We start from the raw sequence: 25727 nt of genomic DNA, 5'->3' as shown, positions 1-25727 counted from the left end.
ACCCCCGGCTGTTAGAGTCGGGCGACGCGCTTCGGGGACCCATCTGCCCCGGAGCGCTGCTGGCTTGCCAGCGACATGGTGTTCCTGCCGGCCAGCGTGCCGGCCAAGCCGATCGCCGGTGACACCCACCGGCGACGCCGAGGAGGTCCCCCGCGTGCTCAGCGCCTTTCGCTCGGCTCTCGCCACGCCGGACCTGCGCAAGAAGATCCTGTTCACGCTGTTGATCGTGGCCGTGTACCGGATCGGTGCGGTCACTCCGGCGCCCGGGGTCTCCTATCCGAATGTGCAGGCTTGCCAGGCAGGTGCCGACCAGTCCGGCATCTACTCCCTGCTGAACCTGTTCAGCGGCGGGGCGCTGCTGCAGCTGTCGATCTTCTCGACCGGCATCATGCCGTACATCACGGCCAGCATCATCATCCAGCTGCTCACCGTCGTCATCCCGCGGTTCGAGGAGCTGAAGAAGGAAGGCCAGGCGGGCCAGGGCAAGCTGACGCAGTACACCCGCTACCTGACGATCGCGCTGGCGATCCTGCAGGCGACCGGTGTGGTGGCGCTGGCCGACCGCGGCCAGCTGTTCCCGGACTGCGCGCAGTCGATCATCCCGGACAACAGCATCTTCTCGCTGGCGCTGATCGTCATCACGATGACGGCGGGCACCGCGGTGATGATGTGGCTGGGCGAGCTCATCACCGAGCGCGGCGTCGGCAACGGCATGTCCGTGCTGATCTTCCTGAACATCGCGGCCCGGATCCCGGCCGAGGGCATGAACATCCTCAACAACCAGGGCGGCCTCGTCTTCGCGCTGGTCTGCGTCTTCGGCCTGGTGATCATCGCCAGCGTCATCTTCGTCGAGCAGGGCCAGCGCCGGATCCCGGTGCAGTACGCCAAGCGGATGATCGGCCGCCGGATGTACGGCGGCACGTCGACCTACCTGCCGATCAAGGTGAACCAGGCCGGTGTCATCCCGGTCATCTTCGCTTCGTCGCTGCTCTACCTGCCGGACCTGATCAGCCGCCTGTTCGGCGACCCGACCAGCGGCTCGGGCTGGCGGGCCTTCCTGCAGACCTACGTGGTCAACCAGTCCAGCTGGGTGCACATCCTGCTGTACTTCGCGCTGATCATCTTCTTCACGTACTTCTACATCACCATCACGTTCAACGTGGATGAGCGCGCGGAGGAGATGAAGAAGTTCGGCGGCTTCATCCCGGGCATCCGCCCCGGTCGGCCGACCGCCGAGTACCTGAGCTTCGTGCTGGGCCGCATCACCTTCCCCGGCTCGCTCTACCTCGGCATCATCGCGATCCTGCCGAACTTCTTCCTGTCCATCACGCAGCAGGGCAACAACCAGAACTTCCCGTTCGGCGGCACCGCCGTGCTGATCATGGTCGGCGTCGGCCTCGACACGGTGAAGCAGATCGAAAGCCAGCTGATGCAGCGGAATTACGAAGGGTTCTTGCGATGACGCGCCTGGTTCTTGTCGGCCCGCCCGGAGCAGGAAAGGGAACTCAGGCGGTAGCGCTGTCGCAGCGGCTCTCCATCCCGCACATTTCCACCGGTGACCTCTTCCGCGCACACGTGGCGGAGCAGACGCCGCTGGGCGAGGAGGCCAAGCGCTACCTCGACTCCGGCGAGCTGGTCCCGGACAGCGTGACGAACGAGATGGTCCGCGAGCGCCTGGCCGAGTCCGACACCAAGGCCGGCTTCCTGCTGGACGGGTTCCCGCGCAACACCAAGCAGGCCGAGGTCCTCGGCGAGATGCTGGCCGAGTCGGACAGCGCGCTCGACGCCGTCATCCAGCTCGACGTGCCGGAGGACGTCCTGGTCGAGCGCCTGCTGGGCCGCGGCCGCACGGACGACACCGAAGAGGTCATCCGCCGCCGCCAGCAGGTCTACCAGTCGGAGACCGCGCCGCTGCTGGACTACTACCGGGACATCCTGGTCAAGGTGGACGGCGTCGGCGAGGTCGACGAGGTGTCCTCGCGGATCGTGAACGCGCTCGACGACCGCGCGTGAACCTGGTGCCTTCCGTGCTGCGCCGCCACCGCGGCATCGAGATCAAGACGCCCGGCGAGCTGGACGCGATGCGGGCCGCCGGGATCGTGGTGGCCCGCACCCTCGCGGCGGTCGCCGAGGCCGCCAAGCCCGGCGTCAGCACCGGCGACCTCGACGAGATCGCCGAGCAGACGATCCGGGCGGCCGGCGCGGTGCCCTCGTTCAAGGGCTACCACGGCTTCCCGGCCTCGATCTGCGCGTCGGTGAACGAGCAGGTGGTCCACGGCATCCCGGCGAAGACGACCGTGCTGGCCGAGGGCGACCTGCTGTCCGTGGACTGCGGCGCCATCCTCGACGGCTGGCACGGCGACTCCGCCGTCACCCTCGCCATCGGCACCGTCTCGGCCGCCGACCAGGCGCTGTCGGCCGCCACCCGCGCCGCGATGCTGGCCGGCATCGAGGCCGCGGTGCCCGGCGCCCGGCTGACCGACATCTCGCACGCCGTGCAGTCCTCGGCCGAGACCTCCGCGGCGGCCGACGGCATCGACTACGGCCAGATCGTCGAGTACGGCGGGCACGGCATCGGCACCGAGATGCACATGGAGCCGTTCCTGCCCAACGTCGGCAAGCCCGGCAAGGGGCCGAAGCTCAAGCCCGGCATGGCGCTGGCCATCGAGCCGATGCTGACCGGCGGCAGCGCCGAGACCGTCGAGCTCGAGGACGGCTGGACCGTGGTGACCGCGGACGGCTCGCGCGCCGCCCACTGGGAGCACACGGTCGCCGTCACCGACGACGGACCGCGCGTCCTGACCCTCCCCGAAGGCTCCTGACCTGCGGTTTCGCCCCTTCGGGTGCGATCAGGGGTATCGTCGGAGTGACGTTGCCTACCACACATCACCCCGCCTCGCGAGGTGCGACACAGGCTGCGTACACTATCTAGTCGGCGTACTCATCACGCCGGTTCCAACGTGCTCGTAAATGCTCGGGTCCTCGGGATCGGTGCGGCGTGTCCGCTGAACGCAAGAGTTGCCCATTTCGCTGCTCTACCCAGTCACGAAACGCGGAGGACATGGCTAAGAAAGACGGGGCCATCGAGGTCGAAGGTCGGGTCATCGAGCCACTCCCCAACGCGATGTTCCGAGTCGAGTTGGAGAACGGTCACAAGGTCCTGGCACACATCAGCGGCAAGATGCGGCAGCACTACATCCGCATCCTCCCGGAGGACCGGGTCGTCGTGGAGCTGTCGCCGTACGACCTGTCTCGCGGGCGGATCGTCTACCGCTACAAGTGACACGGTGAGCAACGCATAAGGAAGCAGGAGACGTGAAGGTCCAGCCGAGCGTCAAGAAGATCTGCGACAAGTGCAAGGTGATCCGCCGCCACGGCCGGATCATGGTGATCTGCGAGAACCTGCGGCACAAGCAGCGGCAGGGCTGATCACCGCCTGCACCACGCAGAGCGGACGGACAGCTGAATACCCTCCCCGCACCTGCCGGGCCGCGCGAGCGGCCCAGCCGACCCCCGGACTCCAGGCCGGGGCCGGGACACCGGACACGCAAGTGCTCCGGACGACGTGCGAGTCGGTCCCGGAACCGGGCGGGGAGCACACCTGGAGTGACGAACACTAGAAGGAGCATCAAGCGCCATGGCACGACTCGCCGGCGTAGACCTCCCCCGCGAGAAGCGGTTGGAGATCGCGCTGACCTACATCTACGGCATCGGTCGTACCCGCTCGAAGGAGCTCATCGCCGCGACGTCGCTGAACCCGGACACCCGGGTGCGCGACCTGTCCGACGACGACCTCGTCAAGCTGCGGGACTACATCGAAGAGAACTTCAAGGTCGAGGGTGACCTCCGCCGCGAGGTGCAGGCCGACATCCGTCGCAAGATCGAGATCGGCTGCTACGAGGGCCTGCGGTGGCGCCGTGGTCTGCCCGTCCGCGGTCAGCGGACCAAGACCAACGCCCGCACCCGCAAGGGTCCGAAGAAGACGGTCGCCGGCAAGAAGAAGGCTGGCAAGAAGTGAGCGTCCAGGGCAAGAAGGTCGTGCGGATCGGCGCCGGGCAGGTGCGCCGCCGCAACAATTCGTGCGTTTCGCCGAAGGCCCTGTATGCCCGCCCGATGGCGCTTCGCCAGCTCTACACCGACGCCGGCTCGCTGATCCGGCGTGGCCAGCAGGAGGCCCGCGAGGCCGCCGCTGCCGCCGCTCAGACCGAAAACTCGCGCTAGGCAGGAGAAACCACCCAACATGCCACCCAAGGCTCGCGCCGGGGCCAAGAAGGTCCGGCGGAAGGAAAAGAAGAACGTGGCCCACGGCCACGCGCACATCAAGAGCACGTTCAACAACACCATCGTGTCGATCACCGACCCGAACGGTGCCGTGATCTCGTGGGCCTCGTCCGGTCACGTCGGCTTCAAGGGCTCCCGCAAGTCCACCCCGTTCGCCGCGCAGATGGCGGCCGAGAACGCTGCCCGCAAGGCCGCCGAGCACGGGATGAAGAAGGTCGACGTGTTCGTCAAGGGCCCGGGTTCCGGCCGGGAGACGGCGATCCGTTCGCTGCAGGCCGCCGGTCTCGAGGTCGGCACCATCCAGGACGTGACCCCGCAGCCTCACAACGGCTGCCGCCCGCCCAAGCGGCGCCGGGTCTGAGGAACGGGGAGGAGTAACAACACATGGCTCGCTACACCGGCCCCGCGACTCGCATCTCGCGGCGCCTCAAGGTTGACCTCGTCGGCGGCGACCAGGCTTTCGAGCGCCGCCCGTACCCGCCCGGCCAGCACGGCCGCGGCCGCGTCAAGGAGAGCGAGTACCTGCTTCAGCTCCAGGAGAAGCAGAAGGCTCGCTACACCTACGGCGTCCTCGAGCGGCAGTTCAGCCGCTACTACAAGGAGGCCGCGCGGCGCCCCGGCAAGACCGGTGAGAACCTGCTGCAGATCCTCGAGTCCCGTCTGGACAACGTCGTGTACCGCGCCGGACTGGCCCGGACCCGGCGTCAGGCGCGTCAGCTGGTCGCGCACGGTCACTTCACCGTCAACGGCGTGAAGGTGACGATCCCCAGCTACCAGGTCGAGAAGTTCGACATCATCGACGTGCGGCCGAAGTCGCTCCAGATGCTGCCCTTCGTGGCCGCCAAGGAGTCCTTCGGCGACCGGCCGATCCCCGGCTGGCTGCAGGTCGTGCAGTCCAACCTGCGCATCCTGGTGCACCAGCTCCCGGAGCGGGCGCAGATCGACGTTCCGGTCCAGGAACAGCTGATCGTCGAGTACTACTCGAAGTGATCGGTAGCGGCGGCGCGCACCCGCGCGCCGCCGCATCGCCATCCCTTTCGGCGTCATATGGCGGGCGCCGGCAGGAAAGGAAGAGAAGAAAGTGCTGATTTCCCAGCGACCGGCCCTCGGCGAGGAGCCGATCAACGAGACCCGGTCCCGGTTCACCATCGAGCCGCTGGAGCCCGGCTTCGGGTACACCCTCGGCAACTCGCTGCGGCGCACGCTGCTGTCGTCCATTCCGGGCGCGGCGGTCACCAGCATCCGCATCGACGGTGTGCTGCACGAGTTCACCACCGTTCCCGGGGTGAAGGAAGACGTCACCGACATCATCCTGAACCTCAAGGAACTGGTCGTGTCCTCGGAGGAGGACGAGCCCGTCACCATGTACCTGCGCAAGCAGGGCCCGGGTGAGGTCACCGCGGCCGACATCGTGCCCCCGGCCGGTGTCACCGTGCACAACCAGGATCTGCACATCGCCTCGCTGAACGGCAAGGGCAAGCTGGAGATCGAACTGGTCGTCGAGCGCGGTCGCGGTTACGTGCCTGCTCAGCAGAACAAGCAGGCGGGTGCCGAGATCGGCCGGATCCCGGTCGACTCGATCTACTCGCCGGTGCTGAAGGTCACCTACAAGGTCGAGGCGACCCGTGTCGAGCAGCGCACCGACTTCGACAAGCTGATCCTGGACGTCGAGACCAAGCCGTCGATCACCCCGCGCGACGCCGTCGCCTCCGCCGGCAAGACGCTGGTCGAGCTGTTCGGCCTGGCTCGGGAGCTCAACGTCGACGCCGAGGGCATCGAGATCGGCCCGTCGCCGCAGGAGGCGGACACCATCGCCGCCTACGCGATGCCGATCGAGGACCTGGACCTCACGGTCCGGTCGTACAACTGCCTCAAGCGCGAGGGCATCCACACGGTCGGCGAACTGGTCTCGCGCAGCGAGGCCGACCTGCTCGACATCCGCAACTTCGGCGCGAAGTCGATCGACGAGGTCAAGATGAAGCTCGTCGGCCTCGGCCTCTCGCTGAAGGACAGCCCGCCCGGGTTCGACCCCACCGCGGCTGCCGCGTCCTACGAGGGCGGCGAGAGCTGGTCCGCCGAGGGTGTCGGCGGTCTGTCGGACAACGGCCACGACGACGGCCAGGACTACGCAGAGACGGAGCAGCTGTAAGGACGGCAGCCCGCCCCGCCGGATGAGCGTGCGGGGCGGGCGCCGGCCTGAAAGCGGCCGGATTTACGAGGAGAAGCAATGCCCACCCCCACGAAGGGCCCCCGTCTCGGTGGATCCGCGGCCCACGAGCGGCTGATGATGGCGAACCTCGCCACGTCGCTGTTCGAGCACGGCAAGATCACCACGACCGAGGCCAAGGCCCGCCGGATGCGGCCGCTCGCCGAGAAGCTGATCACCAAGGCGAAGCGCGGCGACCTGCACAACCGGCGTCAGATCCAGCGCGTGATCCGCGACAAGGACGTGGTTCACAAGCTGCTGGCCGAGATCGGCCCGTTCTTCGCGGACCGCAACGGCGGCTACACCCGGATCACCAAGACGCTGCCGCGCAAGGGCGACAACGCCCCGATGGCGGTCATCGAGCTGGTGTCCGAGAAGACCGTCACCTCGGAGGCGGAGAAGGCGCGGAAGACCAAGTTCGCGAAGGACGAGGCTGCCGCGGCTCCGGCTGAGGTGGAGGAGACCAAGGCCGAGGCGGCCGACGATCAGGACGCCGAGGCGCCCGAGTCGGCCACCACCGAGGCGACCGCCGAGCCGGCCGAGGGTGCCGACGACGCTGCTGCCGAGGCCAAGGACGACGCCAAGAAGGACGAGTCCTGACGGCAGAAGTTCCACGCGACGAGCCCGCTGCTCCCTCCGGGGAGGGCGGGCTCGTTCGTCTGCGCCTGGACGTCAGCTACGACGGCACGCAGTTCTCCGGGTGGGCCCGCCAGCCGGGCCGCCGCACGGTGCAGGGCCTGCTGGAGGAGGCGCTGGCGAAGCAGCCGCCCGGGGCCGCGGTGCCGAAGTCGGTCGTGGTGGCCGGTCGCACGGACGCCGGTGTGCACGCGACCGGGCAGGTCGTGCACGTGGACGTGGTGCCGCTGTCCGGGCCGGCCGGGCGGCTGGCGGTGGACGAGCGGGGGATTCCCGACCTCGAGCGGATGCGGCACCGCTGGAACCGGTTCCTGCCCGGCGACGTGCGGGTGCTGGACGCGCGGGTCGCGCCGGAGGGTTTCGACGCCCGGTTCTCCGCGATCCGCAGGCACTACCGCTACCGGGTGTCGGACGCGCCATGGGGCGTGGACCCGCTGCGCCGGTTCGACACGCTCGGGTGGGGCCGACCGCTGTCCCTGACGGCGATGAACCAGGCGTCGGAGGCGCTGCTGGGCCTGCGGGACTTCGCAGCGTTCTGCAAGCAGCGCGAGGGCGGCACGACGATCCGCGAGTTGCAACGGTTCGCGTGGCGCCGGATCGACGAAAACGTGGTGGAGGCCGAGGTCTCGGCGGACGCGTTCTGCCACTCGATGGTCCGCAGCCTGGTCGGAGCAATGCTCCTGGTCGGCGACGGCCGTCGCCCGGTGGAGTGGCCGGCGGAGCTGCTGCGCGGGGGAGTGCGGGACAGCGCGGTGGCCCCGGCGCACGGCCTGACGCTGATCGGGGTCGACTACCCGCCAGACGAGGAGCTCGCGGCACGGGCCGAGCAGACGCGCAACATGCGCGCGGCGTCCGAGGCGAGCTAGTTATCCACAATCCACAAGGGTTGTCCACAGGTATCCACAGGACGGGTGCGCCGATACGATCCGTCTGTGATCAACGAGGTGGACGACCTCGACTGGGAGGAGTTCGGTCTCGATGTCCCCGAACTCGTTCGGCGAGTCGCGGCCGGTGACGGTGGAGCACTGGACGACCTTCTCGGGATACTGTGGCACGACTACGATTTCCAGGGTCACGAACCCATCGCACGTGCGCTGCCGTTCCTGATCGAGCTGCTCGACGTACCCGCCCTCGACCGGGTTGCGCTGCTCGACGTCATGATCGAGATCAACGAGCGGCACACCGCGCCGGACGGGGAGGAGCCGACGGGGTTGTGGGCCGCGGCCGCCTGGCAGGCGGTGCTCGACGGTGCGCCCGCCTACCTTCGGTTGCTCCTGGACGATCCCACCGCCGACGCGGAGATCCGGGCCAGGGCGGCGCACCTGCTTGGAGCGGGCGTGCCACGCGGCTCCCAGGCAGTGGCGGTGATGGAGCGGCGCAGCCGGGAGGATCCGAGCCCGGTGGTCCGCGCCTGTCTCATGCTGGCGGTCGAGATGACTGGCGCACCGACCGCACCGCTGCTGGACGGGTGGCTGGCGGATCCGGAGCCGTTGCCCCGTCTGGTGGCCGCGCTGATCGCACCCCGGCCGCCGGTGGAGGCGGCCTGCCGGGATTTGGCGGCCTCGATCCCACTGCTCGCCCTGATGCCGGTGGTGGGCGACGACGCGGTGACGTTCCTGTGTGAGCGTCTGCACGGGCAGTGGGAGCTACTCGTCGCACTGCTCGACTCCTGGCTGGCCCACGAGGACGCCGCCACGCGCCGGATGGCGATTCCGGGGGCCGCCTTCGCGATCAAGGCCTGGCGGCCGGCGCTCGCGCGCCTGGCGCCCGGGCTGGCGCAGTGCCTCAACCCCGACGCGGATGCGTCGTCGCGGTGGACTGCTCGAGGCATCCTGGAGATCTTCGCGCACGCGGGCACGGGTGGTGCGGTCGCGGCGGACGACCTGTGGCTTCTGATCGAGACGCACCGTGGGAAGGACTGGGACTCCGACGTCCTGACCGCCACCAGCTTCGCGTTGGCGACCTTGTGCGAGATGCGAGACACCCGGGTCGGGTCCTACGTGGCCGATCAGCTGGCCGCCCCCGACATCGACTGGTTGCGCCTGGACCTGCAGGTGGTGGAGCGTCTCGGTCCGTGGGCCGCTGCTACCTGCCGTCGGGAGCTGCTGCGCCATGTCGTCCTCGCTGAGGACGGTGAACTGCACCTCGGTGCCGTCAAAGCGCTGGCCCGGATGAGCACGGCAGGCGACTCCGACATCAACGACGTCGTCGCCGCGTTGCGTGCCCGCATCCACTCCCGCGTCCACGCCCTGCCGGGGCGTCGCCCACGCCCGGAAGTCTTCTGCCGCCTGCTGGGTGAGCTCGGTCCGGTGGCAGCCGTGGCGTTGCCGGACCTGCGGGCCCTGCTCGACCACGAAGCGGCGGACGTGCGGATCGAGGCGGCGCGGGCCGTCTTCCGGATCAGCGGTACTGCCGCCGAGGCGTTGCCCTTGATCAGGACGGGCCTGGAGTCGGACGATCGGGTTCGGGCGCTGGCACTGCTCGCGGAACTGGGATCGGCGGGCGCGGAGTTCGCCGACGCGGTCCGCGACCTCGTCGCGAGCGAGGACAGCCTGATCGCGACGCGCGCGGCGATCGCCTACTGGCGGGTGAACCTCGATGCCGAACCGGTCGTGCCCGCGCTCCTGCGACACCTCGAAAGCGGGGACCTCGGGGTGCGGGCCGGCGCCGGAGCGGTCATCCCGCGCGTTTCGGCGAAGTCGGAGTTCGACCCGATCAAGGAAGAGAGGGCCACCGCACGCGGCGACGCCGTCCGGTGCCTGGCGGAGATCGGCGCCGAAGCCGCGCTGCCGATGCTCCGGCGGACGATGACGACCGACGTGCGGCAGATCTGGACCGGCGAGCTGAAAGCGGTGGCGCAGGACGCCGAATGGGTCCGGCTGTGCGCGCAAGCGCTGGCGTCGATCGAGAGCTGACGCGAGCGCCGAGCTCCCGCGCAGGGCCGGCCCCTGCCGGACGCGGAGCAGACGCGACGTCCGGCAGGAGCGGGAAACCCGGCGGGATCCGCCGCCACGGGTCCGAGTGCCGCCCCGCAGGTAGCGCAGCGGCGACGACGGGATGCCGGGGCAGCTCCTCGTCTCGGGCTCAGTCGCCGCGGCGGACTGGGCCTAGCAGTGCTTGCTCCTTGGGCGTGGTGACCAGCCGCAACGGTCGCCAGAGGTTCTGGCCCAGTGCCACCACCTGGTCGTCCTTCAGCGTGGTCAGCTGCCGCATCATCTGGGGCGGCAACCGCCAGATGCGCGCGGCCAGCTCGGCCTGTCCGGCGGGCAGGCGCTGCATCAGCACGACGTCCGCGGCGTTCGCGATCGTCGTTGCCTGGGGGTGCAGGTACGGCAGCACGTAGACCGTCGTGTGCCAGGGCGACCGTGGCGGGAACAGGTCCTGCGGTGTCGGCCCGCCGTCGGTGACCACGAGCAGCGGCGCGTCCTCCGACGGGCGCGGCATCTCGACCGGCGAGAGCCTGCGAATGGTCACCAGGGGCGACGGTCGCCCGTTCGGCTGGTTCCCGGCCGCCTTCGGCAGCACCTGCCACGCCGCCGGCCGCCCGGTCGCGATGGTCACCCACGCGCCGACCGCCATCGCCCGCAGCGCCACCTGCCGCGCCAGGTACAGACCACCCACCAGCACGATCCGGGTGGGCGCGGCACGCAGCGCGGAGATCGTCAGCGGCTCGCCCTTCAGACCCGAGCCGACCACGATCCCGCCGCGGTCACCGGACGGGCTGACCGCGTCCAGCAGCACCGGGTCCACGACGAACTCGGGCGCCACACCCGTGTTCCGGCCCGGGTCACGAAGCCGCAGGCTCATGCGGTGCCTCCCATCGGCATGGTCGCGGCGAGCCCGTCGATCTGCAGGCCGCGCAGCGGGGTCAGCGACACACCCACGCGCTCGGCGAGCGAGTTGAGCCGCTCGTCGGCGGTGTCCAGCTCACGCGGGTTGCGCGCGCTCAGCCGCACCACCCCGCGCAGGCCGACCTTGCCCTCGTCGTCCGCGGGCGAGATGGACATCGCCACCGTGGAGGACAGCGTGCGGACACTGGTCAAGGCGTTGAGCGTGGTGGTGATCTTGCCCTTGGGCCAGCCGGTGATCGCGTAGCTGGCGTGCCCGATGCCGGCCGCGGTCGCGCTGGTCCAGTTCTCCTTCATGCTCACCTTCGCGCCGCCGGCGACCGCCGCGGTCAGCTCCGCGGCCGAGATCCCGGCCCGCAGCAGCTCGTCCGGGCTGAGCGGGCGCGTCGGCACGCCCTGCGACTCGAGGGCGTTGCGCACGCGGGACAGCGCGCCGATCAGGGCGCGGTGCGCGCCGACCACGCCGCCGCCGCGTTCCCGGATCGCGGTCGGGCAGCGTCGCGGGTCCAGCCGGATGGCGACCCACGTGGTGCGCCGCGCCGCGGCCGGCAGCGGTCCGAGGACCTCCAGGTAGGACGTCAGCGCGGGCGAGTCCGCGGGCAGCGCCGCGCTGCCCGGGTAGCAGTGCCAGATCACCTGGATGGAGTCCAGGACCACACCCCGGTCCTCCAGACACGGCGCCAGCGCCGACAGCGGCAGGCTCGGCGCGCCACCCGCCTGGGTGATCAGCGCGGGCGCGGGCTCGACGAGCAGGACCGCGGTCCACGTGCCGTCGTGCCAGGCGAGCCCGACCTCCTGCAGCTCGTGGTCCTTGCCGTGGGCGACCACGAGGTCCGGCACGACGAGCCGCAGCAGGCTGACGCGCACGTCCTCCGGGCCGGTAACGGACACGTCGCCGGTCGCGATGGCCTGGGCGTCGGGCTTCGGCGGCGTCGACACCCGATCGTGGTTGCGGAACGAGTAGCGCAGCGTAAGTCCAACCCATTGGGTGAACCACTGACCGCGCCAGCGCAGGATCGCGATGATCAGGGCGGCGGCGAGCACGCCGATGCCGACGTAGAGCAGCGACTCGTTGATCGCGATGAGGATCAGCCCGATCGCGAGGCCGATCTCCAGCACCACGAGGTTGGTCACCGGGACGGGACCGAGCCGGGTGTTCAGCACGCGGCGGCGGGCCGGGGGAGCGACCGGCGCCGGACGTTCCGCGGGCGGCTGCGCGGGCGGCGGGGGTCCACCCGGTCCACCGGGACCACCCGGTCCACCCGGACCGCGACCACCAGGTCCACCGGGGCCACCAGGTCCACCCGGGCCTTGCGGGCCGCGCGGTCCGGCGGGTCCTCCCGGCCCGCCCGGCACACCGCCGCGCGGCGGCGGACCCGGCGGACGGCCCCTCGGCGGCGGCGAACCCGGAGGCCCACCCGGACGTGGCGGAGTGGTGACGGACATCCGCTCGTTCTTCCCCTCGTACCTACAGCGATCCCGGCAAGCCGGTCGGCCGGGAACCCGACCCTAACCGGAGTTGGGACAAACCCACACCGGCGGAGTTCCCGTACCGCTATCCTGCGGAACCGTACCGCGACTCGGGGAGCAGTAGGTCGAGAATGCCGTCAACACCGACAACGAAATCGCAAGTTCACGCTTACCAGTTCGTGCTGCGCCGCATGCAGTCCGCGCTGGTCCGGCGTGACTCGGTCATGCTCCACGACCCGATGCGGACCCACGGCAGAGCGACGATCGTGGGCTTCATCCTGGCGCTGCTCGGTGTCGTCGGCTTCGTGATCTTCGGCTTGATCAGCCCGAAGCCGGCTGTGCCGGACTCGGGCAACATCGTGATCGGCAAGGAGTCCGGCGCGATCTACGTCGTCACCGGCAACCCGAAGCAGCTGGTCCCGACCTTCAACCTGGCCTCGGCGCGGCTGTTGCTGATGTCCCAGTCGGGGCAGGGCAACGCGGCGGCGACGTCGGCGGTGGAGCCGTCGGTGGTGCCGGACGACCAGCTCAAGGACATCCCGCGCGGACGGCTGACGGGCATTGTGGACGGTCCGCAGCTGCTGCCCACCACGTCGCAGCGGGTTTCCGACGACTGGGCGGTGTGCGACCAGCTGACCATCCGGTCCGACCTGCCCAGCCAGCTCGCCCTGCAGCAGGCCACGAACGCGACGACGGTGCTCGCCGGTGTGCCGAACCCCGGCCGTGAGCTGGGCGACGACGAGGCGGTGCTGGCCGTCGGCGACAACGACAAGCCGTACCTGATCTACCGCCTGGAGCGGAACCCGAACCAGCCCAACGCGAACACGGTGCGGGCGGAGCTGGACCCGAAGCGCGCCGGTGTCTACACGGCACTGGGCCTGAACCCGCAGAACGCGCGGCGCATCTCGATCGGCCTGCTGAACGCCATCCCGCAGGTGACGCCGTTCACGCCGCCCTCGATCCCCGGGCAGGGCAGCCCGTCGCAGTTCTCGGCTCTGGAGAACTTCAGCCTCTCGGTGGGTGACGTGTTCGCGGTGCCGTTCGCGGACGGCACCAGCGTGAACTACGTCATCCTGCAAAACGGCATCCAGCGGGTGTCCCCGGCGGTAGCCGACCTGATCCGGTTCTCGTCCGACTCCAACGCCGCCCCGCGCCCGCAGGAGGTGCGGCCGGACGTGATCAGCAGCATCCGGCAGATCCAGCCCGGTGACGCGGACGCGCTCAAAGTGGACACCATGCCGGCCAAGCTGCCGACGGTCCTCGACCCGACGCAGACGCCGGTGACCTGCCTGGGCTGGAACGTGGTGAACCCCGGCGACCCGACGACGGAGGACCAGCACACGGCCGTCTACGTCGGCACGCAGCTCCCGGTTCCCGCCGACGCGAAGCTGATCCAGATCGGCCAGCCGAGCCCGGACGGCCTGAAGATCGACAACTTCTACATGCCCCCGGGCCGCGGAGCGGTCATCCGATCGGCGACGTCGAAGCAGTCGTTCAAGACGGGCCCGATCTCGCTGGTGACCGACCGGGGCCTGCGGTACGGGGTGCCAGACGCGAACACGGCGAACGCGCTGGGCCTGACCGACCCGAGGCCCGCCCCGGACGCCATCGTGCGCCTGCTGCCCACCGGAGCGTCGCTGAACGTGCAGGACGCGCAGCGGAGCTACGACTCGGTCCCGGTCTCCCCGAACGCGGGAACCTTCCCGACGCAGCAGCAACAAGCGACCGGTGGAACCGGAGCGTCCAGGAACTAGGTCCACACAGGACAGAACAGCCCCCGCGCGAAAGGCGGGGGCTGTTCTGTTTCTTCATTGTTTTCCCAGCACCACAACACAAACCGCAAGCCGGCAACGCAACGCCACCGACTACCCCAACCAGACCTCCCCCGCCCCCGATCCACAGCCGATCTTTGGTCGCCGATCAGGCGTGTCAAGGTACTCTTTCCCGCCTTGACACGTCTGCTCGGCGACTGAAACACAATCAGGCATCGGGGGCGGGGGTGGTCGTAAGGTGACCTTTGGCGCCGTGAGGCGCTCTTTTCACCGCCCGCAGGGCGGGCTCTTCGCCTGCCTCAAGTCACTTCTAAAGATCAAGAGATGTCCTCGCCGGACGGGCAGGCTCCGGGATGACGGGGGACCGTTGTCGTCTCACCTCGGGTGGGTGGGAGCTGGGTGGTCATCCCGTCGCCTTCCGGTTTGTGCATATCACCTTGAGCCAGGGCCGCAAGGTTGGCATCTTCGGCCGCCGGAGAGAGCCTGGGTTGCGGCCCTGGCTCAAGGTGATCGTTCCGGTGTCAGGCGACGGGATGACCACCCAGCTCCGGGTTGGTTCAAAGATCAAGGGCACGGCGCTGCCGCCGTCAGTGGGTGCGGCGGATCGTGCGCATCACGAACATCACCACGAGCAACACCACCAGGCCGCCGCCGGTGCCGGCCAGCGCCACGATCATCGGTGTCCAGTTCTTCGGGTTCGCCTCCGGCAGTCCGGACGGCAGCTGCCGCCCGGCGTTCGCCGCCAGGCCCTCCTCCGACGGCACGATCGCGGTCAGCGCCGCCACCGGGTTCACCACGCCGTAACCGGTGAAGTTGTCCCGCCCGCCCTGTGCGCCCGGGTGCTGTGCGGTCACCCGGATCCGGTTCATGATCTGCCGCGCCGTCAGCTGCGGGTATTGCGCCGCCACCAGCGCCGCGACCCCGGCCACGTACGGCGCCGCGAAGCTCGTGCCCTGGATCGGCGTCGCCTTGTCATTCTCGATCGTCTGGTTCGCCAGCTGCGACGAGCCCTTCGACGGGTCCAGCGAGATGATGTTCGTGCCCGGCGCGGCCACGCTCACCCACGGCCCGTGCACGCTGAACGGCGCCACCCCGCCGGTCTCGTCGATCGCCGCCACGGACAGCACGTCGTCGGCGAACCACGGGGGCGTCACGATCGATCGCGGCCGGTTCGGGTCGGGCTGGTCGTTCTGCGGGCAGGTCTCCGACGTGTTGCCCGCCGCGGCGACGACCACCACGTTCCGGTCCACCGCGTACCGCACCGCGGCCTGGATCGCCCGCTCGCCGTCGGTGATCGAACCGTCCGCGGGGCGGCAGTTGTCCACCGACATGTTGATCACGTCGACGTTCAGGTTCACCGCGCGCACGATCGCCTGCGCGAGCGACAACGTGGTGCCCGCGCCGTTGGCGTCGTTCTGCTGGCGGCCGCCGGTCTGCTGCCCGCTGGTGCCGCCCTGGGCATCCGGCTTGGCGTAGTTCTGGCTGGACTGCCGGATCGACACGATCGTCGAATCGGGCGCGACACCGGTGAACCCGATCTGGTCCTGCGGGGTCTGCGCCGCGATGATCCCGGCCACCTCGGTGCCGTGACCGTCGCAGTCGTTGAGGCCGTTGTCACCGGCCGAGACGTAGTCGCCGCCGCCCTCGAGGCGGGGCAGGTACGGGTGCTGGGTGACCCCGGTGTCGATCACCGCGACCCGGATCCCGCCGCCTGCCGACCCGGTCCTCGCGCGCGCGAGCTGCTGGGCCTCTTCGATCTGGAGGTACTGCTGGCCCCACGGCTTCTCGCGCAGCATGACCTCTTTCTGCCCGAGGTCGCGCGTCACGCAGGCGTTCTTTTGCTGGTAGTCGAAGCTGTTGCGTCCACCGTTGTCGCTGGGCAGGTAGCTGGCGACGAACGGCGGCGGCACCGCCCAGTACCCGTCGGAGCCGGTGCCGCCCGTCTGCGCCTGCGCCGTGCCGGTCGCCAGCACGCCGATCGACGCCGCCAGCAGGACGGTCGCCGTCCGGCCGGGCACACCGAGTCTCCGCACGCGAGTTCCCCCTCGAGTCATGCTCAGCCGAACGAGATGTGCCGCAGCGTGGCGTAGAGGTCCATGACCGCCAGCGCGAGCGGCAGGACGGTGGCGATGCAGATCGCCTCGAAGATCTCCACGGTGCGGCGCAGCGGCGGCGAGAACCGCTGGTTCGGGAACACCACGCCGACCACCAGCGAACCGGCCCCGATGATCACCAGCACGCCGAACACCCACAGCAGGCGGCCCATCGGGGTCTGCGTGCCCAGCCAGCCGAGCAGGATGCCGGCGCCGGAGACGATCCCGGTGGTCAGCAGCGCCACGGCCTGGCTGCCGTTGGCGTAGGAGCGGGCGCGCAGCAGCAGCACCATCGTCGCGACGGCCGCGGTGAGGATGCCCCACACGCCGGGCGCGGTCGCGGTGATGATCGCGGCGATCGCGGTCGCGCTGCCGCACCCGATCAGCAGACCGGTCATGTAGTTGTGGGCGACGGCCGTGCGGCGCTCGATCTCGGTGTAGTCCGGGAACGTGGTGTCCTCTTTGAGCTCCTCGGCGGTGCCCGGCACGTGCGGCAGCGGCAGCTTGGCCAGCCAGATCGTCGCGCGCGGCAGCAGCGAGATCAGCGCGAGCGCGCCGGCCGCGGTGCCCGCGGCGATGCCGGCCGCCGGGTGCGCGATCAGGGTCGCGACGGTGAACGCGATCACCCCGATCACCCCGGCGGTGGCGGCGGCGATGAACGTCGTGATGCCCGCGCCCATGATCATGATCGCGACCGCGGCGAGGATCACCACCAGACCGCTGGCCAGGAGCAGGTTCGCGCGCACGGTCAGCCCGGGCACGGCGTAGAAGCCGGCCACGAAGGCGAACGGCAGGCCGCCCGCGGCGGCGATCACCACACCGGTCGCCTCGGCCTGGTAGGCCTTCGCCAGTGTCGCGCCGACCGCGAGGCACGCGATCGCGGCCACACCCGCGGTGAGCGCGGCGGCGAGGCCGTTGCCGCCGAACAGCGGGCCGCCGAAGAACAGGGCCAGCGCGGCGGTGAACAGGGCCAGACCACCCGCGATGTGGCCGATGCGGCGCGCGGTCTCCTTGGTCCACGGCCGGAAGGTGTCCGGCTGGGCGTCGGCGATCGCGTCGACCACGTCGTCGTACAGCGGCGGCGGCGGGTTGTCGTTGCGCTTGCGCAGCTGCAGCAGGTCGCCGTCGACGATGCCGAGCGAGGCGAGCGTGCGGCTCGGGTCCAGCGGCGCGTCGCCGAGCTTTGCCAGCGCCCAGCCGCCGTGGCGGGCGCCGCCGTCCGGCGACTTCTCCCGGGCCATGTCCAGCAGCATCGGCATCAGGTCGGCGACCGCGACGTCGGCGGGCAGCGCCACGTCGATCCTGGTGCGGGGCGCGACCACCGTCACCCTGCTGAATACCGTCGTGCCCGTTGCCACTTGCCTGCCCCCTACCCGAGAGAATGCTGCGGGCTACTTATACCGAACGACCGTGTCCGCGGCAGCCGCTGCCCGTGAATTCCTGCCCAACGTGCGCCCGCGGATCGTTCCGGACTGTCGGTGGGCGGTCCTAGTATTACTGCACCTGGCTCCGCCTCGGGGGTGGATTCGGGCAATCGGTGCCGGGTTGGGCGGTCTCGACCTCGGAAGGGGTCGTTGTTCGCTACCGTGTGGGCGCTGGAGGAGCAGGCGAGATCGAGTTGAAGAGGGGACCCTTCGGTGAGCACGCTGCAGTTCAAGAGGTCACCAAGGCTTGCTGCGCCGCGCCCACCGGGTGGTGAGGTCCACCTCGAACCGCCACCCGAGGTGCCCCGCACGATCCCGGGCAACGTCGTCCAGAAGATGATGCCGGTGGTCATGATCGTGGCCACGCTCGGCATGGTCGTGGTCATGTTCACCACCGGCGGTGCGGCCGCGCGCAGCCCGCTGACCCTGATGTTCCCGCTGATGATGGTCATGTCGATGGGGGGCATGTTCGCCGGCGGCGGCAAGAGCGGCGGGGCCAAGAAGGCCGAGATGAACGAGGACCGCAAGGACTACCTGCGGTACCTCGGGCAGATGCGCGAGCGGGCCCGCGAGGCGATGGCCGAGCAGCGCGCGTCGCTGGAGTGGGTGCACCCGGATCCGCAGGCGCTGTGGTCGCTGGCCGCGAGCCGCCGCATGTGGGAGCGCCGCCAGAACGACCAGGACTTCCTGCACCTGCGCGTGGGCCGCAGCTCGCACCGGCTGGCCACGCGCCTGGTGCCGCCGCAGACCGGACCGGTCGACGAGCTGGAGCCGATCGCGACGCTGGCGCTGCGCCGGTTCGTGCGCGCCCACTCGATCGTCCCCGACCTGCCCACCCAGATCACGCTGCGCGGCTTCGCGGCGGTGAGCCTGAGCGGTGACAAGGAGCTGACCCGCGGTCTGACCAGGGCGATGCTGGCCCAGCTGGTCACCTTCCACAGCTGTGACGACGTGCTGCTCGCCTTCGCCACCACAGGGCGCGCGAAGGCCGAGTGGGAGTGGGCGAAGTGGCTGCCGCACGTCCAGCACCCGGAGCTGGCCGACGGCATCGGCCAGCTGCGGATGATGGCCGGCTCGCTCGCGCAGATCGAGCAGTGGCTGGACGCGGAGCTGCGCGACCGGCCGCGGTTCTCGCGCAACGCGACGCCGTCGCCGGACCAGCCGCACATCGTGATCGTGCTGGACGACGCCGAGGTCACCCGCGAGGAGCAGATCATCCTCGAGGAGGGCCTGGTCGGCGTCACGCTGATCGACCTGTCCGATTCGCTGGGCAACCTCGCCGCGCGCCGCGGCCTGCGCCTGGTGGTGGAGAAGGAGCGGGTCGGCGCGCGCAGCGGCGGCGGCATCGAGTGGTTCGGCAAGCCGGACACCCTCAGCGTCGTCGAGTGCGAGGCGCTGGCCCGCAAGCTCGCGCCCTACCGCGTCGGCAGCGCCGCGCAGGAGGCCAGCGAGGACGAGCCGCTGCTGTCCAACCCGACGCTGTTGGAGCTGCTCGGCATCCCGGGCGACCCGATGACGTTCGACGTGCAGCAGGCGTGGCGGCCGCGGCCGGTGCGCGACCGCTACCGCGTCCCGTTCGGGATCGGCGAGTTCGGGCAGGCCGTCGAGCTGGACATCAAGGAAGCCGCGATGGAGGGCATGGGCCCGCACGGCCTGTGCATCGGGGCGACCGGTTCCGGTAAGTCGGAGTTCCTGCGCACGCTGGTGCTCGGCCTGCTGGCCACGCACTCCAGCACGACGCTGAACATGATCCTGGTCGACTTCAAGGGTGGTGCGACGTTCCTCGGGCTGGACAAGGCCCCGCACGTCGCCGCCACGATCACCAACCTGGCCGGTGACCTGACGCTGGTCGACCGGATGAAGGACGCGATCGCCGGTGAGGTCGCGCGCCGCCAGGAAGTGCTCGCGAAGGGCAACTACAAGAACGTCTGGGACTACGAGAAGGCCCGTGAGAACGGCGCCGACCTCGACCCGCTGCCCGCGCTGTTCATCTGCATCGACGAGTTCTCCGAGATGCTGACGGCCAAGCCGGACTTCATCGACATCTTCCTCCAGATCGGCCGCGTCGGCCGGTCGCTGCAGATGCACATGCTGCTCGCCTCGCAGCGGCTGGAGGAGGGCAAGCTGCGTGGTCTGGACACGTTCCTGTCCTACCGGATCGGCCTGAAGACGTTCTCCGCCGCGGAATCCCGCGCCGCGATCGGGGTTCCCGACGCGTTCGAGCTGCCCTCGATCCCGGGTTCCGGGTACCTGAAGTACGACACGAACACGATGGTCCGCTTCAAGGCGTCCTATGTGTCCGGTCCGTACCGGCCGGCGGGGATGCAGGCGGCCGGGCCGATCGCCAACGTGGTGCGCGCGGACAAGCGGCCGCAGCTGTTCGTGCCCGACTACGTCGAGCTGCCGCCGGAACCGGAGCCCGAGCCCGTCCGCATGGAGGCCGCGCCCCGGCCGCAGCAGGAGGAGGGCACCGAGCCCACCGAGCTGGAGGTCATCGTCAACCGCCTGGTCGGCCAAGGCCCGCCGGCGCACGAGGTGTGGCTGCCGCCGCTGGACGAGTCCAACTCGCTGGACACGCTGCTGCCGAACCTGAACCCGACCGACGACCGCGGTCTGTCGCCGGTGGGCTTCTTCGGCAACGGCAAGCTGCAGGTGCCGATCGGCATCGTCGACCGGCCGTTCGAGCAGCGGCGCGACCCGCTGTGGGCGGACTTCTCCGGCGCGGCCGGTCACGGTGTGATCGTCGGCGGCCCGCAGTCGGGCAAGTCGACCCTGCTGCGCACGCTGATCATGTCGCTGTCGCTCGCCAACACCCCGGAGGAGGCGCAGTTCTACTGCATCGACCTCGGTGGTGGCACGCTCGCCGGCCTGTCCGAGCTGCCGCACGTCGGTGGTGTCGCGGTGGCCCGGCGCGAGCCGGACAAGGCCCGCCGCATCGTGGCCGAGCTGAACGCGCTCGCCAACGCGCGGGAAGGCCTGTTCGGACAGCTGGGCATCGACTCGATGGCCGACTTCCGCAATCGCAAGCGGCGCGGCGAGATCACCCCGGAGCAGGACCCGTGGGGTGACGCGTTCCTGGTCGTCGACGGCTGGCGCGCCCTGCGCGACGACTTCGAGGAGCTGGAGCCGCAGATCACCGCGCTGGCCCAGCGCGGTCTGGCCTACGGCGTGCACGTGATCATCTCGGCGAACCGGTGGGCCGACATCCGTCCGGCGATCAAGGACATGCTGGGCACGCGGTTCGAGCTGCGGCTCGGTGACCCGAGCGAGTCCGACATCGACCGCCGGGTCGCGGTGAACGTGCCCGAGGGCCGCCCCGGCCGCGGTCTGACCCGCGACCGGCTGCACATGCTGATCGGCCTGCCGCGGATCGACGGCTCCAGCGATCCGGAGACGGTCGGTGCGGGTGTCGCGGACGCGGTCGCCAAGATCAAGGCCGCGTGGCCGGGCCGCCCGGCCCCGCAGGTGCGGCTGCTGCCGGAGATGGTGTCCTACGAGGACGTGCTCTCGATGGACAAGCAGCGGCACACCAAGCTCATCCCGATCGGCATCAACGAGGACGAGCTGGCGCCGGTCTACCTGGACTTCGACGCCGACCCGCACTTCATCGCCTTCGCCGACGGCGAGTCCGGCAAGACGAACCTGCTGCGGCAGATCACGCGCGGGATCACCGAGCGGTACACGGCCAAGGAAGCGGTCATCGTGCTGGTCGACTATCGGCGCACGATGCTCGGGTTCGTGGAGGGCAACCACCTGCTCGGCTACGCGGTGTCGGCCAACCAGCTGGACGGCATGGTCAAGGACATCGTCGGGTCGATGACCCGGCGGCTGCCGGGGCCGGACGTCACCCAGGAGCAGCTGCGCAACCGGTCCTGGTGGAAGGGCCCGGAGCTGTTCATCGTGGTCGACGACTACGACCTGGTCGCCACCCAGACGTCCAACCCGCTCAAGCCGCTGTCGGAGTTCCTGGCCCAGGCCAAGGACGTCGGCCTGCACATGGTCGTGGTGCGCCGCACGGGTGGTGCGTCGCGGGCGGCCTACGACCCGATCATCGGCAAGCTGAAGGAGATCGCGGCGCCGGGCATCGTGATGAACGGCAGCAAGGACGAGGGCCAGCTGCTGGGCAACGTCAAGCCGTCCGCGATGCCGCCCGGCCGTGGTGTGCTGGTGAGCCGCAAGGTCGGCAAGCAGCTGATGCAGGTGTCGTGGATCCAGCCGGACTGATCGGAACGGTCGTACCCGGGCGCGGGAGCCGTGGCCCGGCTCCGGTGCCCGCGCGCCGCGGGGGCGCCTCGTGACCCTGCGCGTCGCTGTGGACTTCGGGACCTCGAGCACCTGCGTGGTGGCCGCGTTGAACGGGCGGCCGCCGCAGGTGGTCGTCGTCGACGGGCAGCCGCTCATGTCCTCAGCCGTGTACGCCGCGGCGGACGGCACCCTGTTCGTCGGGCAGGAGGCCGACCGGCAGGCGGCGATGGACCCCTCGCGCTACGAGCCGAACCCGAAGCGCCGCATCGACGAGGGCGAACTGCTGCTCGGCGACCGGGTCCTGCGGGTCACCGACGTCGTGCGCGCGGTGCTCGATCGGGCCGTCACCGAGGCCCGCCGTCTCGCCGGCAACGCCGAGGTCGACCTGCTCGTGCTGACCCACCCGGCCGACTGGGGGGCGGTCCGCACCCGGCTGCTGCGCCAGGCCGCCGGTGGCCTGGCCCGCGAGGTCACGCTCGTGCCGGAACCGGTCGCGGCCGCGGTCTTCCACGCCGCGACGTTCGCGCCCGAGGAGATCAACTCCGACCGCACCGTCGAGATCAGCAACCGCCCCGGCGCGACGCTGGCCGTGCTCGACCTCGGCGGCGGCACCGTCGACGTGAGCGTGGTGAGCCGCGTTCCCGGCCACCGCGGCGGTTTCCAGGTGCTCGCCACCCGCGGTGACCCGAGCTTCGGCGGCGCCGACGTCGACCAGCTGCTGCTGGAGCACGTCGGCGGCCTGGTGTCGTCGGCCGATCCGGAGGCGTGGCGCCAGCTCGTCGAGGGCCGCGAACTCGCCGACCGGCGCCGCCGCCGCGTGCTGCGGCAGGACGTCCGCGGCGCGAAGGAAACGCTGTCCCGGCACGCCTACACCGACGTCCCGATGCCGCCGCCGTTCGCCGACGCGCACGTCACCCGGGAGGACCTGGAGCGTCTCGTCGCCGCGCCGCTGGGGCGCGCGGTCGAGCTGACCTGCGCCGCGATCGAGGAGGCCGAGCTGCGGCCGAAGCAGCTCAGCGCGATCTTCCTGGTGGGCGGGTCGAGCCGGATCCCGATGATCTCCCGGCTGGTGCACGAGCGCACCGGTGTCGTACCGACCACTTTGGACCAGCCGGAGACGGTCGTGGCCCGCGGTGCGCTGCTCGCCGTCCAGAAGGCGCCGTCCGCGCCACCGCCGCGCGTGCCGGCCCGGCAGCTCGCCGACCAGCGCACGGAGGTCGTGCGCAACCCGAACGCGCCGCGTCCCGGGTTCTCGCCCCGGCCGCCCACCCCGCCCGGCGGGTTCAGCGGTCCCACCGTGCCGCGGCAGGCGCCGGGAGTGCGCCGTCCGCCACCGGGCCCGCCGCGCCCCGCGCACCACAGCCCGGCCCCGCACAGTTCGGGACCGGGTTCGCCGCCGCGCGGGATCCCCGCGACGCCGGCGCGCACGAAGCCCAAGCTGCCGTGGATCATCGGCGGTGCGGTGGTGCTGGTCGCGGCCGCGGTCGCCGGGCTGCTGCTGGCGCTCAACGCCGACGGGGAGCCGGAGCAGCCACCCGGGAAAGTCGTCGCGCAGTACCACTACCAGTTCAACGCGCCGCAGGACTGGACGCAGACCGGTGGCGATCCCGATCTGCGGGAGACGCTGATCAAGCCGGACGACGCGCAGCAGCAGTTCGATTCGGTGTCGGTGCAGGAACACGCGCTGTCCTACGACGCGTCGGCCGATCCCGGCCGGCTGGTGGGGGAGTTGCGGTCGCAGATCATGGCCGCCCCGTCGCAGTACTCGGGGTTCAACCCGGACGCGACCTACGCCGGCCGGAAGGTCATCTTCTACCACCAGGTCCTGCCCGGCCAGAACGCCTCGATCGACTGGTACGCCCTCGCGCAGGGCAAGGTCCAGGTGAACGTCGGATGCGTGTACGCGAACGAGAACGCGCGCGGGCGGGTCGACGGCGCCTGCACCCAGGTGATCCGGACGCTCAACATCAGGACGTGAAATCGCTCGCCCACTCGTCCGGGTGAGCGCGGCATTCACTCTCGCAACTACTTCCGGGAAGAGCGGGACAAGGCGGAACCGCCCATGGCAAGGTCGTCGTCGTAGGTCCGTAAGGCGGTTGGGATCATTACGGACGACACCACGACGAAGGGGGTAGTTCCTCATGGCAGGCGGCTTTGAAGGGGATCCGGCAGAATTTGCGGCCGCGCACCTGAAGGTGTCCGAGGCCAAGCTGGCGATGGACCAGAACCTGATGCAGCTGGCCAACAACATCGAGGCCACGCAGGCGGGCTGGACCGGCCCCGCGGCCAAGGTGTTCCAGGAGGTCATGGACGCGTTCGGGCAGAAGTCGGCGAAGCTGAACGACGCGCTCGAGCACATCGGCGAGATGTTGAAGTCCTCCGGTGTCCAGTACGAGGTGCAGGACCAGGAAGTCAACCAGCAGCTCAGCTCGCTCCAGGCCGCTCTCGAAGGCCTGTGATCGCGGCCTGAGCGCCGTTCTCCCACCTGACTTCCAGACCAGAAAGGACAATCATGTCGGGCCCGATGAAGGTCGATTACGCCACCATCCACCAGGCGGCGGAAGACTGCAACAAGACCGGCGGTGAGCTGGAGAACCTCTTCACGCAGCTGAAGTCGGATCTCGCTCCGCTGACCAACTCCTGGACGGGTGACGCGCAGCAGGCGTGGCACGACCGCCAGGAGGAGTGGAACCGCGCGCTGGAGGACATGAAGGCCCTCCTCGCCCGGATCGCCACCGCGCTGCCGCAGATCGCCGACGGCTACCAGACGACGGACACCGGCATCACCAAGATGTTCGGCGGCTGATCATTCGTCGAAAGGGCCCCGGCTGCGCGCCGGGGCCCTTTTTCCGTTTGTCAGCGCGGCATTCCGACTTCGTACTGGGCCTGGTCGTTGAGAACGCGGACGGTCACCTTTTTCGGTTGTCCCGCGACGGTGACGGTGCATTCGAACGTGGTTCCCGTGCGGACGGGCTGGTCCTCGGGGCACTGGGCGTTCTTGACGTCTCCCTCGCCGAAGTCCTCGCGGAGGATCTTGAGGACCCCGTCCTGGACGGCGGCCTGGTCGAGGGTGTCGCCCTGGAACGCGCCGAGCAGCCAGGCGCCGGCCCCACCGCCACAGAGCAGAACCACCACCGCGAGCCCGATCAGGAGCGGTTTCTTGGAGCGCTTGGCCTTCTCCGGAGCGAACGCACCGAACCCCCCGTAGCTCGGCTGCCACTGCTCACCCTGCTGCGGCTGAGGCCCACTGGGCGGGTTGTGGGACTGGCTCGGGCCGGTGGCGGGGTACTGCGGCGGCGCGCCAGTGCCGTGCCCCCAGGGTTGGGGTGTCGGCCCGCTCGCCGGACCGCTGGTGTGTTGCCCCCACGGTTGGGGCGTCGCCCCGCTCGCCGGACCGCTGGTGTGTTGCCCCCACGGTTGAGGCGTCGCCCCGCTCGCCGGACCGCTCCCGGACGGGTTCCACGGTTGTCCCATCGGCCCACTCGCCGGACCGGGACCTGCCGCGCTCTGCCCGGCGCCGCCGGGCTGGCTCCACGGCTGCGGCACCGGGCCGCTCGTCGCGCCGGGGCCGGGCTGGCCGGAATGAGCCCAGCCCTGCGGCGCCGCCCCGCCGACCCCACTCGCCCCGGGCTGCGAGTAACCCCCGCCTTGCCCGGGCTGTGCGCTGCTGTGCGGGCCGTACGCCCCAGGCGCCCAGTTCTGCTCGCCCGGCTGCCCGGTGTTCCCAACCTGCGCCCCCGAGGCCCCCTGCT

At 70.3% G+C, this 25727-nt stretch carries 24 protein-coding genes; 18 read left to right on the top strand and 6 right to left on the bottom strand.

What is annotated here, in order from left to right; all coding sequences use genetic code 11:
* The first annotated feature begins 154 nt into the window (after window positions 1-154).
* From secY to IE290_RS15385, 13 genes are all read left to right on the top strand, one after another.
* On the top strand, window positions 155-1462 hold the full coding sequence (gene secY / locus IE290_RS15445) for a preprotein translocase subunit SecY (RefSeq protein WP_191245754.1): 1308 nt from the start codon (window positions 155-157) through the stop codon (window positions 1460-1462).
* Window positions 1459-2013, top strand: a complete 555-nt coding sequence (locus IE290_RS15440) for an adenylate kinase (RefSeq protein WP_191245290.1) — start codon at window positions 1459-1461, stop codon at window positions 2011-2013. The genes secY and IE290_RS15440 overlap by 4 nt, the downstream gene beginning before the upstream one ends.
* Window positions 2010-2822 (top strand): type I methionyl aminopeptidase, encoded by an 813-nt coding sequence (gene map / locus IE290_RS15435; protein ID WP_268246351.1) that lies wholly within the window; start codon window positions 2010-2012, stop codon window positions 2820-2822. Before IE290_RS15440 ends, map begins: the two co-directional genes overlap by 4 nt.
* A gap of 239 nt (window positions 2823-3061) precedes the next feature.
* Window positions 3062-3283 (top strand): translation initiation factor IF-1, encoded by a 222-nt coding sequence (infA, locus tag IE290_RS15430; protein ID WP_005443304.1) that lies wholly within the window; start codon window positions 3062-3064, stop codon window positions 3281-3283.
* A gap of 32 nt (window positions 3284-3315) precedes the next feature.
* Entirely contained in the window at window positions 3316-3429 is a 114-nt protein-coding gene (rpmJ, locus tag IE290_RS15425) for a 50S ribosomal protein L36 (RefSeq protein ID WP_004558882.1), read from the top strand.
* Window positions 3430-3637: 208 nt separating this feature from the next.
* Window positions 3638-4018, top strand: a complete 381-nt coding sequence (rpsM, locus tag IE290_RS15420) for a 30S ribosomal protein S13 (RefSeq protein ID WP_094003910.1) — start codon at window positions 3638-3640, stop codon at window positions 4016-4018.
* The gene (locus IE290_RS15415) at window positions 4015-4221 is read left to right on the top strand and encodes a hypothetical protein (RefSeq protein WP_017986632.1); all 207 of its coding nucleotides are present in this window, start codon (window positions 4015-4017) and stop codon (window positions 4219-4221) included. Before rpsM ends, IE290_RS15415 begins: the two co-directional genes overlap by 4 nt.
* A gap of 19 nt (window positions 4222-4240) precedes the next feature.
* A complete protein-coding gene (gene rpsK / locus IE290_RS15410) occupies window positions 4241-4642 on the top strand; it encodes a 30S ribosomal protein S11 (protein ID WP_017986633.1) in 402 nt (133 codons plus the stop codon).
* Between the two features lie 23 nt (window positions 4643-4665).
* Complete coding sequence (gene rpsD / locus IE290_RS15405; protein ID WP_020417571.1) at window positions 4666-5271, top strand: 30S ribosomal protein S4; 606 nt, start codon at window positions 4666-4668, stop codon at window positions 5269-5271.
* Between the two features lie 91 nt (window positions 5272-5362).
* A complete protein-coding gene (locus tag IE290_RS15400) occupies window positions 5363-6430 on the top strand; it encodes a DNA-directed RNA polymerase subunit alpha (RefSeq protein ID WP_017986635.1) in 1068 nt (355 codons plus the stop codon).
* 78 nt (window positions 6431-6508) lie between these two features.
* Entirely contained in the window at window positions 6509-7087 is a 579-nt protein-coding gene (rplQ, locus tag IE290_RS15395) for a 50S ribosomal protein L17 (RefSeq protein WP_191245289.1), read from the top strand.
* A gap of 65 nt (window positions 7088-7152) precedes the next feature.
* A complete protein-coding gene (gene truA, locus IE290_RS15390) occupies window positions 7153-7989 on the top strand; it encodes a tRNA pseudouridine(38-40) synthase TruA (RefSeq protein ID WP_191245752.1) in 837 nt (278 codons plus the stop codon).
* Between the two features lie 66 nt (window positions 7990-8055).
* The gene (locus tag IE290_RS15385; RefSeq protein ID WP_191245288.1) at window positions 8056-10038 is read left to right on the top strand and encodes a HEAT repeat domain-containing protein; all 1983 of its coding nucleotides are present in this window, start codon (window positions 8056-8058) and stop codon (window positions 10036-10038) included.
* 169 nt (window positions 10039-10207) lie between these two features.
* Here the strand turns inward: IE290_RS15385 and IE290_RS15380 are convergent, their stop codons facing one another.
* The 3 genes from IE290_RS15380 to IE290_RS15370 are packed head-to-tail and all read right to left on the bottom strand — an operon-like array spanning window position 10208 to window position 12389.
* On the bottom strand, window positions 10208-10930 hold the full coding sequence (locus tag IE290_RS15380) for a hypothetical protein (RefSeq protein WP_191245287.1): 723 nt from the start codon (window positions 10928-10930) through the stop codon (window positions 10208-10210).
* Complete coding sequence (gene eccE / locus IE290_RS15375) at window positions 10927-12105, bottom strand: type VII secretion protein EccE (RefSeq protein WP_191245286.1); 1179 nt, start codon at window positions 12103-12105, stop codon at window positions 10927-10929. Before eccE ends, IE290_RS15380 begins: the two co-directional genes overlap by 4 nt.
* 23 nt (window positions 12106-12128) lie before the next feature.
* Window positions 12129-12389 carry a hypothetical protein gene (locus IE290_RS15370; RefSeq protein WP_229874519.1) on the bottom strand — a complete coding sequence of 87 codons (261 nt, stop codon included), beginning with the start codon at window positions 12387-12389 and terminating at the stop codon, window positions 12129-12131.
* Between the two features lie 183 nt (window positions 12390-12572).
* Here IE290_RS15370 and eccB point away from each other — a divergent pair, with 183 nt between their 5' ends.
* Complete coding sequence (gene eccB, locus IE290_RS15365; protein ID WP_191245285.1) at window positions 12573-14195, top strand: type VII secretion protein EccB; 1623 nt, start codon at window positions 12573-12575, stop codon at window positions 14193-14195.
* Between the two features lie 605 nt (window positions 14196-14800).
* Here eccB and mycP read toward each other — a convergent pair.
* Both mycP and eccD read right to left on the bottom strand, forming a co-directional pair.
* Window positions 14801-16246: a type VII secretion-associated serine protease mycosin gene (mycP, locus tag IE290_RS15360; protein WP_373300459.1), complete on the bottom strand. Its 1446-nt coding sequence runs from the start codon at window positions 16244-16246 to the stop codon at window positions 14801-14803.
* Between the two features lie 23 nt (window positions 16247-16269).
* Complete coding sequence (eccD, locus tag IE290_RS15355; RefSeq protein ID WP_191245283.1) at window positions 16270-17634, bottom strand: type VII secretion integral membrane protein EccD; 1365 nt, start codon at window positions 17632-17634, stop codon at window positions 16270-16272.
* A gap of 309 nt (window positions 17635-17943) precedes the next feature.
* On the opposite strand from eccD, the gene eccCa reads away from it, so the two are divergent.
* The 4 genes from eccCa (at window position 17944) to IE290_RS15335 (ending at window position 24781) form a co-directional block, all read left to right on the top strand.
* Window positions 17944-21954 carry a type VII secretion protein EccCa gene (eccCa, locus tag IE290_RS15350; RefSeq protein WP_191245282.1) on the top strand — a complete coding sequence of 1337 codons (4011 nt, stop codon included), beginning with the start codon at window positions 17944-17946 and terminating at the stop codon, window positions 21952-21954.
* A gap of 70 nt (window positions 21955-22024) precedes the next feature.
* Window positions 22025-23953: a type VII secretion-associated protein gene (locus tag IE290_RS15345; protein WP_229874517.1), complete on the top strand. Its 1929-nt coding sequence runs from the start codon at window positions 22025-22027 to the stop codon at window positions 23951-23953.
* A gap of 163 nt (window positions 23954-24116) precedes the next feature.
* Window positions 24117-24434: a WXG100 family type VII secretion target gene (locus IE290_RS15340; RefSeq protein WP_191245281.1), complete on the top strand. Its 318-nt coding sequence runs from the start codon at window positions 24117-24119 to the stop codon at window positions 24432-24434.
* A 65-nt stretch (window positions 24435-24499) separates the two neighbouring features.
* Entirely contained in the window at window positions 24500-24781 is a 282-nt protein-coding gene (locus IE290_RS15335; RefSeq protein WP_373300458.1) for a WXG100 family type VII secretion target, read from the top strand.
* 50 nt (window positions 24782-24831) lie between these two features.
* Here IE290_RS15335 and IE290_RS37865 read toward each other — a convergent pair whose 3' ends face one another.
* Window positions 24832-25110, bottom strand: coding sequence for a DUF4333 domain-containing protein (locus IE290_RS37865; protein ID WP_229874516.1), 279 nt, complete (start codon window positions 25108-25110; stop codon window positions 24832-24834).
* Between the last annotated feature and the right edge of the window lie 617 nt (window positions 25111-25727).

The sequence above is a fragment of the Amycolatopsis deserti genome (assembly GCF_014653945.1).
Lineage (GTDB): Bacteria > Actinomycetota > Actinomycetes > Mycobacteriales > Pseudonocardiaceae > Amycolatopsis_E > Amycolatopsis_E deserti.
This window is presented reverse-complemented; position numbering and strand designations above follow the sequence as displayed.